This is a genomic window from Leptobacterium flavescens (assembly GCF_010671605.1).
Taxonomy (GTDB): Bacteria; Bacteroidota; Bacteroidia; order Flavobacteriales; family Flavobacteriaceae; genus Leptobacterium; species Leptobacterium flavescens.
The window spans coordinates 887,898-900,657 of sequence record NZ_JAABOO010000002.1; the positions used below are offsets into that span (position 1 = coordinate 887,898).

The 12,760-nt window shown below is 41.2% G+C and carries 17 protein-coding genes; 12 read left to right on the top strand and 5 right to left on the bottom strand.

Annotated elements, in window-relative coordinates:
* The first annotated feature begins 66 nt into the window (after positions 1–66).
* From msrB (GWK08_RS11525) to GWK08_RS11550, 7 genes are all read left to right on the top strand, one after another.
* The gene (msrB, locus tag GWK08_RS11525; protein ID WP_163607338.1) at positions 67–567 is read left to right on the top strand and encodes a peptide-methionine (R)-S-oxide reductase MsrB; all 501 of its coding nucleotides are present in this window, start codon (positions 67–69) and stop codon (positions 565–567) included.
* 55 nt (positions 568–622) lie between these two features.
* On the top strand, positions 623–1,147 hold the full coding sequence (gene msrB / locus GWK08_RS11530; protein WP_163607339.1) for a peptide-methionine (R)-S-oxide reductase MsrB: 525 nt from the start codon (positions 623–625) through the stop codon (positions 1,145–1,147).
* Positions 1,134–1,538: a peptide-methionine (R)-S-oxide reductase MsrB gene (msrB, locus tag GWK08_RS11535; RefSeq protein ID WP_163607340.1), complete on the top strand. Its 405-nt coding sequence runs from the start codon at positions 1,134–1,136 to the stop codon at positions 1,536–1,538. Before msrB (GWK08_RS11530) ends, msrB (GWK08_RS11535) begins: the two co-directional genes overlap by 14 nt.
* Before the next feature lie 30 nt (positions 1,539–1,568).
* Positions 1,569–1,700: a hypothetical protein gene (locus GWK08_RS19330; protein ID WP_262887807.1), complete on the top strand. Its 132-nt coding sequence runs from the start codon at positions 1,569–1,571 to the stop codon at positions 1,698–1,700.
* Between the two features lie 4 nt (positions 1,701–1,704).
* Positions 1,705–2,277, top strand: coding sequence for a DUF1572 family protein (locus GWK08_RS11540; RefSeq protein WP_163607341.1), 573 nt, complete (start codon positions 1,705–1,707; stop codon positions 2,275–2,277).
* A 69-nt stretch (positions 2,278–2,346) separates the two neighbouring features.
* Positions 2,347–3,738: a dihydrolipoyl dehydrogenase gene (lpdA, locus tag GWK08_RS11545; protein ID WP_163607342.1), complete on the top strand. Its 1,392-nt coding sequence runs from the start codon at positions 2,347–2,349 to the stop codon at positions 3,736–3,738.
* A 54-nt stretch (positions 3,739–3,792) separates the two neighbouring features.
* Entirely contained in the window at positions 3,793–4,074 is a 282-nt protein-coding gene (locus GWK08_RS11550) for a DUF3817 domain-containing protein (protein ID WP_163607343.1), read from the top strand.
* A gap of 6 nt (positions 4,075–4,080) precedes the next feature.
* On the opposite strand, the gene GWK08_RS11555 is transcribed toward GWK08_RS11550, so the two are convergent.
* From GWK08_RS11555 to GWK08_RS11565, 3 genes are all read right to left on the bottom strand, one after another.
* Positions 4,081–4,800 (bottom strand): Dph6-related ATP pyrophosphatase, encoded by a 720-nt coding sequence (locus tag GWK08_RS11555; protein ID WP_163607344.1) that lies wholly within the window; start codon positions 4,798–4,800, stop codon positions 4,081–4,083.
* A 12-nt stretch (positions 4,801–4,812) separates the two neighbouring features.
* Entirely contained in the window at positions 4,813–5,226 is a 414-nt protein-coding gene (aroQ, locus tag GWK08_RS11560) for a type II 3-dehydroquinate dehydratase (RefSeq protein ID WP_163607345.1), read from the bottom strand.
* A 104-nt stretch (positions 5,227–5,330) separates the two neighbouring features.
* Positions 5,331–5,861 (bottom strand): porin family protein, encoded by a 531-nt coding sequence (locus tag GWK08_RS11565; RefSeq protein WP_163607346.1) that lies wholly within the window; start codon positions 5,859–5,861, stop codon positions 5,331–5,333.
* A gap of 344 nt (positions 5,862–6,205) precedes the next feature.
* Here GWK08_RS11565 and xerD point away from each other — a divergent pair, with 344 nt between their 5' ends.
* The 3 genes from xerD (at position 6,206) to GWK08_RS11580 (ending at position 9,385) form a co-directional block, all read left to right on the top strand.
* Positions 6,206–7,102 (top strand): site-specific tyrosine recombinase XerD, encoded by an 897-nt coding sequence (xerD, locus tag GWK08_RS11570; protein WP_163607347.1) that lies wholly within the window; start codon positions 6,206–6,208, stop codon positions 7,100–7,102.
* 12 nt (positions 7,103–7,114) lie between these two features.
* Entirely contained in the window at positions 7,115–8,359 is a 1,245-nt protein-coding gene (locus GWK08_RS11575; protein ID WP_163607348.1) for a metal-dependent hydrolase family protein, read from the top strand.
* 318 nt (positions 8,360–8,677) lie between these two features.
* Complete coding sequence (locus GWK08_RS11580) at positions 8,678–9,385, top strand: lysoplasmalogenase (protein WP_204336045.1); 708 nt, start codon at positions 8,678–8,680, stop codon at positions 9,383–9,385.
* On the opposite strand, the gene GWK08_RS11585 is transcribed toward GWK08_RS11580, so the two are convergent.
* Positions 9,372–10,679, bottom strand: a complete 1,308-nt coding sequence (locus tag GWK08_RS11585; protein ID WP_163607350.1) for an NAD(P)/FAD-dependent oxidoreductase — start codon at positions 10,677–10,679, stop codon at positions 9,372–9,374. The genes GWK08_RS11580 and GWK08_RS11585 overlap by 14 nt on opposite strands.
* A gap of 130 nt (positions 10,680–10,809) precedes the next feature.
* Between GWK08_RS11585 and GWK08_RS11590 the strand changes: the two genes are divergently transcribed.
* Both GWK08_RS11590 and GWK08_RS11595 read left to right on the top strand, forming a co-directional pair.
* On the top strand, positions 10,810–11,304 hold the full coding sequence (locus tag GWK08_RS11590) for an RNA polymerase sigma factor (protein ID WP_163607351.1): 495 nt from the start codon (positions 10,810–10,812) through the stop codon (positions 11,302–11,304).
* 4 nt (positions 11,305–11,308) lie between these two features.
* Positions 11,309–11,947, top strand: coding sequence for a hypothetical protein (locus GWK08_RS11595; RefSeq protein WP_163607352.1), 639 nt, complete (start codon positions 11,309–11,311; stop codon positions 11,945–11,947).
* Here the strand turns inward: GWK08_RS11595 and GWK08_RS11600 are convergent.
* Positions 11,944–12,747, bottom strand: a complete 804-nt coding sequence (locus GWK08_RS11600; protein ID WP_163607353.1) for a lysophospholipid acyltransferase family protein — start codon at positions 12,745–12,747, stop codon at positions 11,944–11,946. The genes GWK08_RS11595 and GWK08_RS11600 overlap by 4 nt on opposite strands.
* Positions 12,748–12,760: the final 13 nt, after the last annotated feature.

Here is a 12,760-nt window from a genome sequence, read left to right on the forward strand (position 1 = left end):
TTAAAAATTAAGTTTATTTTAATGCTTTTTAGGCGGCTATTTGATATTTTTACAAAAAAAATGAAAATGGAAAAATTAATACTATTATTTGCTATTATTCTGATGGCTGCCTGCGTTGGGAATGCCCAGGATAAAAAGGCCGGAGGTAAATCGGCGGAGCAAGAGAAAAAATACGCTGTAAACAAGACTAAAGAGGAATGGAAAGCTCAGCTTTCGGATCTGGAATTCTATGTTTTAAGACAGGCCGGAACGGAGCGACCTTTTACCAGTGAGCTCAATAAAAACTATGAGGCGGGAGTTTATGTCTGCCGGGGTTGTGATACTCCCCTTTTTAAGTCCGAACACAAATTTGACAGTGGCACCGGGTGGCCTTCATTTGACAGGGAGATTGAAGGAAATGTAGATTTCTCAGTAGATTATAAAATAGGCTATGCACGAACAGAAGAGCACTGTGCTGTTTGCGGAGGGCATCTTGGACATGTTTTTAATGACGGACCGAGACAGACCACCGGAAAAAGACATTGTATAAACGGAGCTGCTCTGAAATTCGTTCCGGAAAAGAAATAGATCAAAGAACCTGACCTTATCATATAAGCAAGCTTTCAAATACTTTTGAGATCGTATGAGAAAAATTGTTTTAATCTTAATGCTACTTGCGCTGGGGTGTACCGAGAGTCCCCGAAAAAAAAGCGTAGAAAAAATAACTTCCCAAACTGAGGTTAGTGAAAACAAACCCCGTAAGATTTATCCTGTTTCCAAAACAGAAAAAGAATGGAAGGCCCAGCTGAATGAAATGGAGTATTTTGTGCTCCGTCAAAAAGGAACGGAACGGCCTTTTGTTGGTAAATACGATAAATTTTACGGAAAAGGAAGCTATGTATGCGCTGCCTGTGGTATAAAACTTTACGAGTCCGAACACAAGTTTAACAGTGGTACCGGATGGCCTTCCTTCGACAGAGGCTATGATGAAAACCTGGAATATGAAGCCGACACCTCTCACGGAATGAGCCGTACCGAAGTAAAATGTGCCAATTGTGGAGGACACCTGGGACATGTTTTTAATGACGGTCCCCGGGAAACTACCGGAATACGGCATTGTATCAATTCCGTTTCCCTTCAATTTGTATCTGCTTATGAGCCAAAATAAAAAATACCCGGTCCAAAAGACCGAAGAAGAATGGAAAGCCCTGCTTTCTCCCGAAGAATATAAGATCCTTCGTGAAAAGGATACCGAATTTGCCTTTACAGGAAAATATGACCTTCATTTCGAAGATGGCGTATATAAATGTAAAGGGTGTAAAACCCCGTTGTTTGAAAGTAAAAACAAATTTGAAAGCGGGTGCGGATGGCCCAGTTTTGACGATGCCTTAAAAGGGACCATAAATTATGAGGAAGACCGGAGTTACGGAATGATACGTACCGAGATCCTATGCGCAAATTGCGGTGGACACCTGGGGCATATTTTCGATGACGGCCCTACCGAGACAGGCCAGCGTTATTGTGTTAATTCGGCCAGTCTGGATTTTGAAAAAGAGTAAATTAACCATACCAACCAATATACTTAAACAATGAAAAAAAGACTTCTGTCAGTGACCTGTACAAGCTATTTCCAATCGGAAGTCCTGACGGTCCTGAACAAAGCCGTAAATACGGATCAGAACATAAGTTATATGGCGGTGTATGCTCCTATAAAATTCTAATCCTATGCAAAACAACTATCTTGATTCTGTAAAAAAGCAATTCCTGTTCAACAAAAATCTCGGAGACAAGTCCTTTGACCAGATCCCCGAAGAAGGTATTCACTGGCAGTATAATGAAGCGAGTAACAGCATTGCCATCATTGTAAAACATATGGCCGGGAATATGTTGAGCAGATGGACTAATTTCCTTACCGAAGACGGAGAAAAGGAATGGCGAAAGCGCGATGAGGAATTCGAGGACACCTATAGCAGCAAGGAAGAAATGCTGGCTGACTGGGAAAAAGGGTGGAATTGCCTGTTTGACGGTCTGAATTCACTCAAACCGGAAGATCTGGAAGCCATTATCTATATAAGAAACGAGGGGCATACGGTAATAGAAGCCATTAACCGGCAATTATCTCATTACTCCTATCATACAGGGCAAATAGTGTATATAGCCCGTATGATAAGTAGCGATGAGTGGCAATCTTTATCCATCCCGAAAGGTACTTCCAAAGAGTACAATAAGGAAAAATTCGGCGAGGAAAAAGGAAGGCGTCACTATACAGATGAATATCTCCCTTCAAAAGAAGATTAAATGTTATACAATCAAAACTTATTACGTAACTTCGTGACTTCAAAAATTTGACAATTAAATTCATAAGATATGAGTAAATATGATGTAATCGTCCTGGGGAGTGGTCCGGGCGGATATGTTACAGCTATACGTGCCTCACAATTAGGCTTAAAAACGGCGATCGTTGAAAAGGAAAACCTCGGAGGGGTTTGTTTGAACTGGGGATGTATCCCGACTAAGGCCCTCTTAAAATCTGCTCAGGTTTTCGAATATTTAAAGCATGCGGAAGATTACGGTTTAAAGGTTAAGGACTACGACAAAGATTTTGACGCAGTTGTTAAGCGTAGCCGTAGTGTAGCAGACGGAATGAGCAAAGGGGTTCAGTTTCTTATGAAAAAGAACAAAATAGATGTTATTGAAGGTTTCGGAAAACTGAAAACAGGAAAGAAACTCGATGTTACGGATAAGGACGGAAAAACTACAGAGTACAGCGCAGATCATATTATCATTGCTACCGGAGCACGTTCCAGAGAGCTGCCAAGCTTACCGCAGGACGGGAAAAAGGTAATTGGCTACAGAGAAGCCATGACCCTGCCAAAACAGCCCAAGAAAATGATCGTGGTAGGAAGTGGAGCTATCGGAGTTGAATTTGCATATTTCTACAAATCTATGGGAACCGAAGTGACCATCGTAGAATTCCTTCCGAGCATTGTTCCTGTGGAGGATGCTGATGTTTCAAAACAATTGGAGCGAAGCTTCAAGAAAAGCGGAATGAAGATCATGACCTCTGCCGAAGTAACCAAAGTTGATACTTCAGGAGATGGGGTTAAAGCTACGGTAAAGACTAAAAAAGGAGAAGAAGTTCTGGAAGCAGACATCGTTCTTTCTGCCGTAGGAATAAAGACAAATATCGAGAATATAGGCCTGGAGGATGTTGGTATTGCAGTAGACAGGGATAAGATCCTTGTAAACGATTATTACCAGACAAACATTCCGGGTTATTATGCTATAGGAGATGTTACTCCCGGACAGGCACTGGCACACGTAGCTTCTGCAGAAGGGATCCTTTGTGTGGAAAAAATTGCAGGAATGCACGTAGAAGCATTAGATTACGGTAATATCCCCGGTTGTACCTACTGTACTCCCGAAGTTGCTTCCGTAGGTCTTACAGAAGCACAGGCAAAGGAACAGGGATATGAGCTTAAGGTCGGTAAATTTCCTTTCTCTGCATCCGGAAAAGCGAAAGCAGGAGGAAATGCCGATGGTTTTGTAAAAGTGATCTTCGATGCCAAATACGGAGAGTGGCTTGGATGCCACATGATCGGAGCCGGAGTGACCGATATGATCGCTGAAGCGGTTGTTGCGAGAAAACTGGAGACCACGGGTCATGAAGTTCTCAAAGCGGTACACCCCCACCCCACCATGAGTGAGGCGGTCATGGAAGCCGTAGCCGATGCTTACGACGAAGTCATTCATTTATAATAAATACTGATCCCTCTCTTTCCGAGAGGGATTTTTTTTCTAAAACGTTTTTATATGACACTACTCAGGTCATTCAGAATAACAGCCATCCTCGAAGGCATTTCCTATTTGCTCCTGTTCGGGGTCGGAATGCCGCTTAAATACGCCGCAGACATTACACAACCCAATATCTATATCGGCTATGTACATGGTTTTCTCTTTATAGCTTATGTGGTACTCGCCGTCTGGCTCTGCCGGAAAATGTCCTGGTCTCTTAAAAGGTTCGGGATCCTGTTTATAGCTTCCCTCCTTCCTTTCGGGACTTTTTATGCAGACCGCAAATATCTGAAGGAGTAAAGATCTTTATTGAGGTAGAAGGTCACAATACCAGAATCCGGTATCCCAGCTTTTCTCTTCATCCGAGAAGCAATTGTCATCATCACCGGCCGGGCTGTAGGTTCTGTGTACTTTCTCTCCTATTTTAAAGGGTACTGCCTTTTTAAAGATCGGGCCATCAAACACAAAGGTGTGGAATTCTCCGTTTTCTCCGCAGGGATCTACATTTTCAGGCAATTCTTTAATAAAATCCCTGTCGATCACCCTCCCGACAAAAGAGGCGCCCAGGAGTTTTGCATTAACACAAACGGTAATGGCTTTGAATCCCAGATCCAGGAATTCATCTATAAGTGCTTTTGTATCTTCTTTCCAAAGCGGAAAAACAGCTTTGATCCCCACTTCGGATAAACGTTCTTCTCTGTATTTTTTCAGGTCTTCCAGGAAAATATCACCAAAAACAGCAATAGAAGCCTGTTGTTTCAGGAGTTCCATTTGGCTTTTCATTACCTTATCGTATTCCTTCATGGACACATTTCCGGAAAGCGGGATCTTATGCAGTGGAAGACCAATAGCATCGGCCTGTAATTCCAGGAGTTCATTGCGAAGGCCATGCATGGAAACCCTGTTATAATCTGTATTTACGGTTGTGACCAGTTTAACGATATCGTATTTCCCTTCTTCCAGCAGCCTGTGTAAGGCCAGCGAACTATCTTTCCCGCTGCTCCAGTTAAAATATGCTTTTTCCACTGTCTGACTGCTTTATAAGAAACTTTGAATAGCCAGGTCATAGCTCTGAAGCCCGAAGCCGAGAACAACTCCTTTCGCAGCCGGAGAGATATAGGAAACATGGCGGAATTCCTCCCTTTCGAAAGTATTGGAAATATGCACTTCTATAACAGGAGTTTTAATGGCTTTAACCGCATCTCCGATCCCAACCGAAGTATGAGTATAGGCTGCGGCATTAAGAATAATACCATCGTATGAAAAACCGGTTTCCTGGATCTTATCAATAAGCTCTCCTTCTATATTAGACTGGAAATACTCCAGTTCCGCATCGGGATACTTCGCCTGAAGTTCTCCAAAGTAATCTTCAAAAGTGGTACTTCCGTAGATCTCGGGTTCTCTTTTTCCGAGAAGATTGAGATTAGGGCCATTGATAATGATCAGTTTCATCAAGATAATTTTAGTAAAAATATCAAAAACCAAAGGTATAAAAAAGCGCAAACAAAAAGGGCAGAGAAATCTCTGCCCTTTTTAGTATAATTTGCAATCGGGATTTAGAATCGGTACCCAATACCTAATTGCAATCCTTTTGTATTAAGCTCTATTCCGTCTACATCACTGATATCGGAAAGTCCAAAATTGTATCTTCCATCAGCAAAGAAACCACCTGGAAACTCATAAGCTGCTCCCAGATTTAGAGAAAAATTGGTCGTTTTTAAACCATCCGTACCTCCGTCGGCATCAACAACGATCCCGAATTGAGGTCCTGCCTGAACATTTAATCCGTCTATAATGTACAATTTGGCCATTACCGGAATATCGATAAATGTGATATCCGCATCGTCCGCACCTTCAATTGAATAAAGTGCTTCCGGCTGGATATGGAATTTATCGGAAACAGCAAGGTCTACAAGAGCACCTACATAAAAGCTGGTTGCTCCGTCAGGAGAACCACCACCTAAAGCAGTATCTATTTTAAGGTTAGAAAAGTTAGCTCCGGCCTTTACTCCGAACTTAGCGCTTTGTGCATTAGAAAATGAAATAAATCCAACGGTTGCCAATGCCAGCATCAATAGTTTTTTCATGTTAAAGTTGTTTAAGTTAATACTTCAAAATTAGAGGTGTTTTCGTACTACCCGTCAGGTTTAACGTTAAATTGTTGTTAATATTATAAGAGATATCTTTAAAACGGCCGAAGTGAAGCTTTTACACATTTCTACGGTTAAATGTTAAATTTCTATAAAATATCAGGCAATAGGCTCAAAGAATTAGTAAATCTGCCCTTTACTTCCTAATTTTATTGACGGCTTCGGGACTCTTTCTCCCTGAAGTTAAATCGTTTAGAGCAAATACGTTATGAGGGTAAGGTAATTTCTCTAAAAAATTCAAGGTCACCTGAACAAGGTGACTTTTGTTTATATTTACTCGTATGAAATGGGAAAGTGCCATACGGGATTATGAACATTATTTAAAAATAGAACGCGGGCTATCTGCTAACTCTATTGAAAATTATGTTCTCGATATCCGGAAGCTTGTATTCTTTCTTGAAGAAAACAAAATAAGCCTTTCTCCTATCCATATTCAAAAGGAGGTTATTCAACAGTTTATTTACGAAGTTGCCAAAAAACTCAATCCGAGATCGCAGGCCAGGATCATTTCCGGTTTAAAGAGCTTTTTTAATTACCTGTGTTTTGAGGACTACCGGAAAGACAATCCCCTGGATCTGATAGAATCGCCCAAGATCGGGAGGAAATTACCCGATACGTTGTCGGAGGAGGACATAGACAGGCTTATTGCGGCCATCGATCTCTCCAAGCCGGAAGGCGAAAGGAACCGGTCTATTATCGAGAGTCTTTACGGCTGCGGACTACGGGTTTCGGAACTTATTGAACTGCGGCTTTCCGATCTTTACTTTGATGAGGGCTTTATTAAGGTTACCGGTAAAGGCGACAAGCAGCGATTTGTTCCTATAGGAGGTCATACACAGAAATACATCAATATATACATCTCAGAAGTACGTGCCCATATTCCTGTTCAGAAAGGTTATGAAGACATCCTTTATCTCAACAGGAGAGGGAAAAAATTAAGCAGGGCCATGATCTTTACCATTGTAAAGCAATTGGCAGAGCTGGCAGGGTTAAAGAAAACCATAAGTCCTCATACCTTCAGGCACTCTTTTGCGTCCCATCTTCTGGAAAACGGAGCAGACCTGAGGGCCATACAACTTATGTTAGGGCACGAAAGCATTACCACCACAGAGATCTATATGCATGTAGACCGAAGTCATTTAAAAGAAATAATGGAAACATATCATCCGAGAAAATAATTTAAAACAGCTATGAAACGTAAAACATTATTACTCATTACCCTTTTACTGGGTCTTTTAGTTCAATCTCAAAACCGGTATCATCTGAAAGCCAAAAGGGTTTTTGACGGTCAGAATATGCAGGAAAACTGGAGTGTCCATATTGACGGAAACACTATTGTTTATGCAGGACCTTCCAAAACATTCAGGAACAGTGAAACCATCGATTTCGGAGATAATACACTCCTCCCCGGCCTGATCGAAGGGCATTCACATATCCTGTTACATCCGTATAATGAGACTTCCTGGAATGATCAGGTCCTGAAAGAATCTTATGGAGAAAGGGCCGCCCGTGCGGTAAATCACTTAAAAGCTTCCTTATACGCAGGTATCACCACCATGAGGGATCTGGGAAGTGAAGGTGCAGGTTATCTGGATGTCGGGATGAAAGATGCTGTCGAGAAAGGGGTTATTGAAGGTCCGAGACTCCTGGTTGCTGGTCCTGCCATAGTTGCTACGGGAAGTTACGGACCCAAGGGATTTCATGAATTCGTAAAAGTTCCTCTCGGAGCAGAAGAGGCAGATGGGGTTAATTTACCCACGGTTACCAGAAGGCAGATCGGGAACGGCGCCGATTTTATCAAGGTATATGCCGATTACCGATGGGGCCCGGGAAGAACAGCCAAACCTACCTTTTCCGAGGAAGAGATCAGAACCATCGTAGAAACGGCTAAAAGCAGCGGAAGAGTAACTGTAGCTCACGCATCTACTGCCGAGGCAATGAAAAGGGCTATCAATGCCGGAGTAACCACCATAGAGCACGGAGACGGAGCTACTGCAGAGGTTTTTGACCTGATGGTAGCAAAGGGAGTGGCTCTTTGCCCTACTATTGCTGCATCGTATTCTATTAGCCAGTACACAGGCTGGAACAAAGACAAAGATCCGGAACCGGCAAGAGTGGTCAATAAGAAGAGAAGTTTTAAACTGGCACTGGAAAGAGGTGTTAAGATCAGCTTTGGAGGAGATGTTGGTGTATTTCCGCATGGAGAGAATGTACTGGAATTGGAGTTAATGGTAGAATACGGAATGGACAAACTGGAAGCGCTCAGATCGGCTACTTCTGTAAATGCAGCTCTTTTTCAACTTGACAAACTGGGGCAGCTTAAAAACGGTTTCCTGGCAGATATAATCGTTGTTAAAGGCGATCCTTCCCGAAATATCTCCGACCTCAGAGCGGTAGAATTCGTAATGAAAGACGGGAAGATCGTAAAAAGATAAGTCCTTTCAGTAAAACTTAATTATCACTCCCTTTATGAGGTCAATATCTATAAGGGAGTGTTTTTTTATATTTCCTGAAAATTTCACAAAGAATTAACAATAATTTTCGGATAAATAAAAAAAATGAATAGTTTTGTACTAGAACATACATTTTCTGCGTTTTATCTAAGAAATTTGCATTTAATCGATAAAACAGAGTTTTAAGATTCCCCCTCACTAAGATTATTGTATAGAGCACAGCTTTATATGAAGGTTAAGATGCGATAAAATGAACCGGCAACGGCCGATCATATTGTTTAATAACCCGAAGTAAAAGCTTTGGTCAGCTATATTTTTGAATTGAAGATCAAAAAGGCATATATATTCAATATTATCTTCTTAACAATACTGTTAACAGATATCGTATTCCATAGTATAGAATACCTGATACCCTACCGCGATCTTACCAAACCCCTGATAGCATTATCTCTTATGTTCTTTTATTACAAGAACAGTAAAAACAAACCTAAAAAGGAACGGAGATTAATGATGATGGCTCTTTTAATGGTACTTGTAGGAAGCGGGTTCCTGCTGGAAGGTTTTGGGGTACGTTTTTATTTTGTTGGCTTGATGGCTTATTTTATGGCCAATATCGTATACAGTTCTCTGTTGTACAGGAGTGCCCATTTTGATGTAGATCGTTCCATTCCTTTTCTTATAGTGGCTTGCCTCTATTTAATGGCTATCTATTACTTTATATACGATAACCTGGGTGGCTATTTAATTCCGACCCTGTTTTATTTCTTTACCGTATTAAACCTTACCCAATCGGCCTATCTGAGATACAAAATAGTCAACAACAAAAGTTACTATCTGGTATTGGCCGGAACTGTTCTTTTTATGGTTTCCGAAAGCATATGGGCACTGACCACTTTTTACAAATCGGTTCCCTTTGGAAATATCTGGATGATGTTCTTTTACGGTATCAGCCAGTTACTTATTGTACACGGAGTTCTGGTTGAGAACAAAAAATTCAGACGTTTTTAACCTCTGCCGCTTCCGCAACTTCCTTTTTTTTATACGGACGTATAATTAGCCTCGCTTCTCTGTCGAACCTGATATAGTTATATACCCAGTTGATAAAAACAACGACTCTGTTCCTGAATCCGATCAAAAAGAAAAGGTGTACAAACATCCATACGAACCAGGCAAAAACTCCCTGGAACCTGAATCTTGGAAGGTCAACAACTGCTTTATTCCTCCCTACGGTAGCCATGGAACCTTTGTCGTGATAGCTAAAGGGTTTCATCTTCTTACCGTTGGTCAGGCGTATGAGGTTTTCTCCCAAATGCTTCCCTTGCTGTATAGCAGGTTGCGCCATCATAGGGTGGCCGTGAGGGAATTTCTCTTCTTCCATCCACGCAATATCCCCGATAGCATAAATATTTTCCAGGCCTTCTACCTGATTAAAGCGATCTACTCTTATGCGGTTACCTTTCACGAGTAATTCTTTGCTGTCCACACCTTTTATGGTGGCTCCTTCTACTCCGGCTGTCCAGATAAGCGTTGCTGTCTTAAAACAAAGATCGGTCTCCGTGGTAACGGTTTCTCCGTCATAATTCGTTACTCTCACATCTTTCCAGACATCTACGCCCAGTCTTTCAAGGAATATTTCGGCTTTCCTGGATGAAACCTCACTCATGGCGGGTAACACCCTGTCTGATGCCTGTACCAGGTTGATCTGCATTTGCCGGATATCCAGGTCCGGATAATCCTTCGGAAGGATTCCTTTTTTGATCTCGGCCAGGGCTCCCGCAAGTTCCACTCCGGTAGGTCCGGCTCCTACGATCACAAAATTCATCAGGGCATTCCGTTCATTCAGATCGGATTTTAAAAGTGCCTGCTCAAAATTCTGCAGGATCAGACTCCTTAAGTTAAGGGATTGTGGAATGGTCTTCATGACCATGCTGTTTGCCTTTATGGAAGCATTCCCGAAAAAGTTGGTCTTGGATCCTGTGGCAATGACCAGATGATCATATTTAAGTGAACCGATATCGGTAAGTATCGTTTTGGCTTCCGGCTCTATGGTTTCCACATTGGCAAGCCTGAAAAAGAAATTCGGAAAGTCCTTTAATACCTTTCTTATCGGGTATGCAATGGAATCGGGTTCAAGCCCTCCGGTTGATACCTGATACAATAAAGGTTGAAATGTATGATAATTATGTCTGTCCAGTAAAACTACCTGTAACTCCTGTCTTGCTAACTTCTTTGCAAGGGACAGCCCTGCAAAACCTCCTCCAATAATAACAACTCTTGGATGACTTGTTAAGGGTATATTCATTCTTAATTATTTGTACTACAAAAATACGGTATCTTATTGCTTTTTTAACACTGCCTTGAATAATTTTAAAACTTTTGTAACATATTTGCATTAAATGCTACTTACATATTAATAAACGGCCAAAAAATTAGTGGACAAAGAGCTTGAACATAGTTTTGTTACCCAACTGGAACACAACCAAAATATCGTTCATAAGGTATGTCGAATATATACCAATGATCAGGATTCGCACAACGATTTATTTCAGGAAATCACTATACAGTTGTGGAAAGCTTACCCTAAATTCAGAGGAGATTCCAAACTGAGTACCTGGATGTATCGAGTGGCTCTTAACACTGCTATTACTCTTTACAGAAAATCGAAAAGGCGGATCAATACACAGAACTATGACAGTGTTGTTTTTAAGATAAAGACGAACGACTATGACGATACGGAAGAACAACAGCTAAAATTGATGTACAAAGCCATCAAACAGCTTAACGATATAGAAAAGGCCCTGGTCTTTCTGTATCTGGAGGATAAGAATTATACGGAGATCTCGGAAACCTTAGGTATCTCTGAGGTAAATGCAAGAGTGAAGATGAACCGTATTAAGACAAAATTGCGAACTATACTGAACCCATGATATTATGGATGAATTAGAATTACTGAAAAAGAACTGGCAGAACAGCGACCAGTCGATGCCGAAGCTTACGTACGATGAGATTTATAAGATGATCTGGAAAAGATCGTCTTCTATAGTCAAATGGATATTCTATATCAGTATCATAGAGCTGGTGCTTGGTGTTATTATTTTTATTTTCACCGCCGATAAAAAGTACTGGGCAGAGATGGAAGCTTATAATATGAAAGGGATAACTATTGCCATCTATATCATAACCTATGCGGTTGCAGGATACTTTGTATATCGCTTTTACATGAACTACAGGGAGATCTCGGTTATAGACAATACCAAGACCCTTATGAATAATATTTTCCGCACCAGGAAAACAGTTAGAAGATATATTGCCATTGCCCTTGGACTTACCGCAATATACGGTAGTATTTTAAGTGTGAGTATGCTGAAAAGTGAAAACTTTATGAATGCTATCAGGGACGAGTTAAACCAGGATCTCACTTCCTCTCAATGGATTATCATAATAATACTTTCCATTATTATCGTAATGATCAGTACCCTGGTTATATGGCTGATCTATCAGTTAATCTACGGTATTCTCTTAAGAAGGCTCAGAAAGAATTATAAAGAGCTGCAGAAAATGGAAGTTTAATAATTCCACTGCCTGTATTTATTGAGCTCTTCCATAGCCAGAAGTTCTTCCTGCGGAATTACTTTGAGGAATGATGGGTGTTGTTCTATGGCGTATTCGATCTTTTCTACGATCTCTTCAACGCTTTCATTTTCGTAATCTATCTGAAGAGGTTCCTTTATAACCATGGATTGAAGGATCCCTTTCTTTTTGACCCTTATCCCCTTTTTATCGAATGAACGTCGAAAGCCGTCAATAACTATAGGTACCACTACAGGTTTGTATTGTTTTATGATATGGGCCGTTCCCTTACGTATCGGTTTCCAGGGTTTGGTCGTACCCTGGGGAAAGGTGATCACCCATCCGTCTTTAAGGGCTATCCCTATATTTTCGGTATCCTGGGAATTCACCTCTCTTTTAATATCCTTTCCTTTCTCCCTCCAGGTCCTTTCTACCGTGATAGCTCCCGCATAGGCCATTATTTTTGGTAAAAGGCCTGATCTCATCGTCTCTTTTGCCGCCACATAGTAGATATTGAGTTTGGGCCTCCAGAGATAACCTACATTCTTAATCGAATCGACCCTGCCGCTCAGGCTGGCATTAAACACATGGAACATGGCCACTACATCGGCAAAATAAGTCTGGTGATTGGAAACGAAAAGGACATTGGTTCCCGATAAATCCTTAATGATCTCCGATCCTTCTATCTGTAGTTGATTAAAGCCGCGATAACGACTGTGTGTCATTGCTCCGGCGATACGGATAAGCCATTTTTTCAAGAAGAGAATATGTCCGAAAGGATTTCTTTTAAACAATCCCATATAACGATTTTCA

Bases quoted from the DNA above. Each gene is read 5' to 3' on its own strand.
- msrB (WP_163607338.1), top strand. From the start codon at position 67: ATGGAAAAATTAATACTATTATTTGCTATTATTCTGATGGCTGCCTGC.
- msrB (WP_163607339.1), top strand. From the start codon at position 623: ATGAGAAAAATTGTTTTAATCTTAATGCTACTTGCGCTGGGGTGTACC.
- msrB (WP_163607340.1), top strand. From the start codon at position 1,134: ATGAGCCAAAATAAAAAATACCCGGTCCAAAAGACCGAAGAAGAATGG.
- GWK08_RS19330 (WP_262887807.1), top strand. From the start codon at position 1,569: ATGAAAAAAAGACTTCTGTCAGTGACCTGTACAAGCTATTTCCAATCG.
- GWK08_RS11540 (WP_163607341.1), top strand. From the start codon at position 1,705: ATGCAAAACAACTATCTTGATTCTGTAAAAAAGCAATTCCTGTTCAAC.
- lpdA (WP_163607342.1), top strand. From the start codon at position 2,347: ATGAGTAAATATGATGTAATCGTCCTGGGGAGTGGTCCGGGCGGATAT.
- GWK08_RS11550 (WP_163607343.1), top strand. From the start codon at position 3,793: ATGACACTACTCAGGTCATTCAGAATAACAGCCATCCTCGAAGGCATT.
- aroQ (WP_163607345.1), bottom strand. From the start codon at position 5,226: ATGAAACTGATCATTATCAATGGCCCTAATCTCAATCTTCTCGGAAAA.
- GWK08_RS11565 (WP_163607346.1), bottom strand. From the start codon at position 5,861: ATGAAAAAACTATTGATGCTGGCATTGGCAACCGTTGGATTTATTTCA.
- xerD (WP_163607347.1), top strand. From the start codon at position 6,206: ATGAAATGGGAAAGTGCCATACGGGATTATGAACATTATTTAAAAATA.
- GWK08_RS11575 (WP_163607348.1), top strand. From the start codon at position 7,115: ATGAAACGTAAAACATTATTACTCATTACCCTTTTACTGGGTCTTTTA.
- GWK08_RS11585 (WP_163607350.1), bottom strand. From the start codon at position 10,679: ATGAATATACCCTTAACAAGTCATCCAAGAGTTGTTATTATTGGAGGA.
- GWK08_RS11595 (WP_163607352.1), top strand. From the start codon at position 11,309: ATGGATGAATTAGAATTACTGAAAAAGAACTGGCAGAACAGCGACCAG.
- GWK08_RS11600 (WP_163607353.1), bottom strand. From the start codon at position 12,747: ATGGGATTGTTTAAAAGAAATCCTTTCGGACATATTCTCTTCTTGAAA.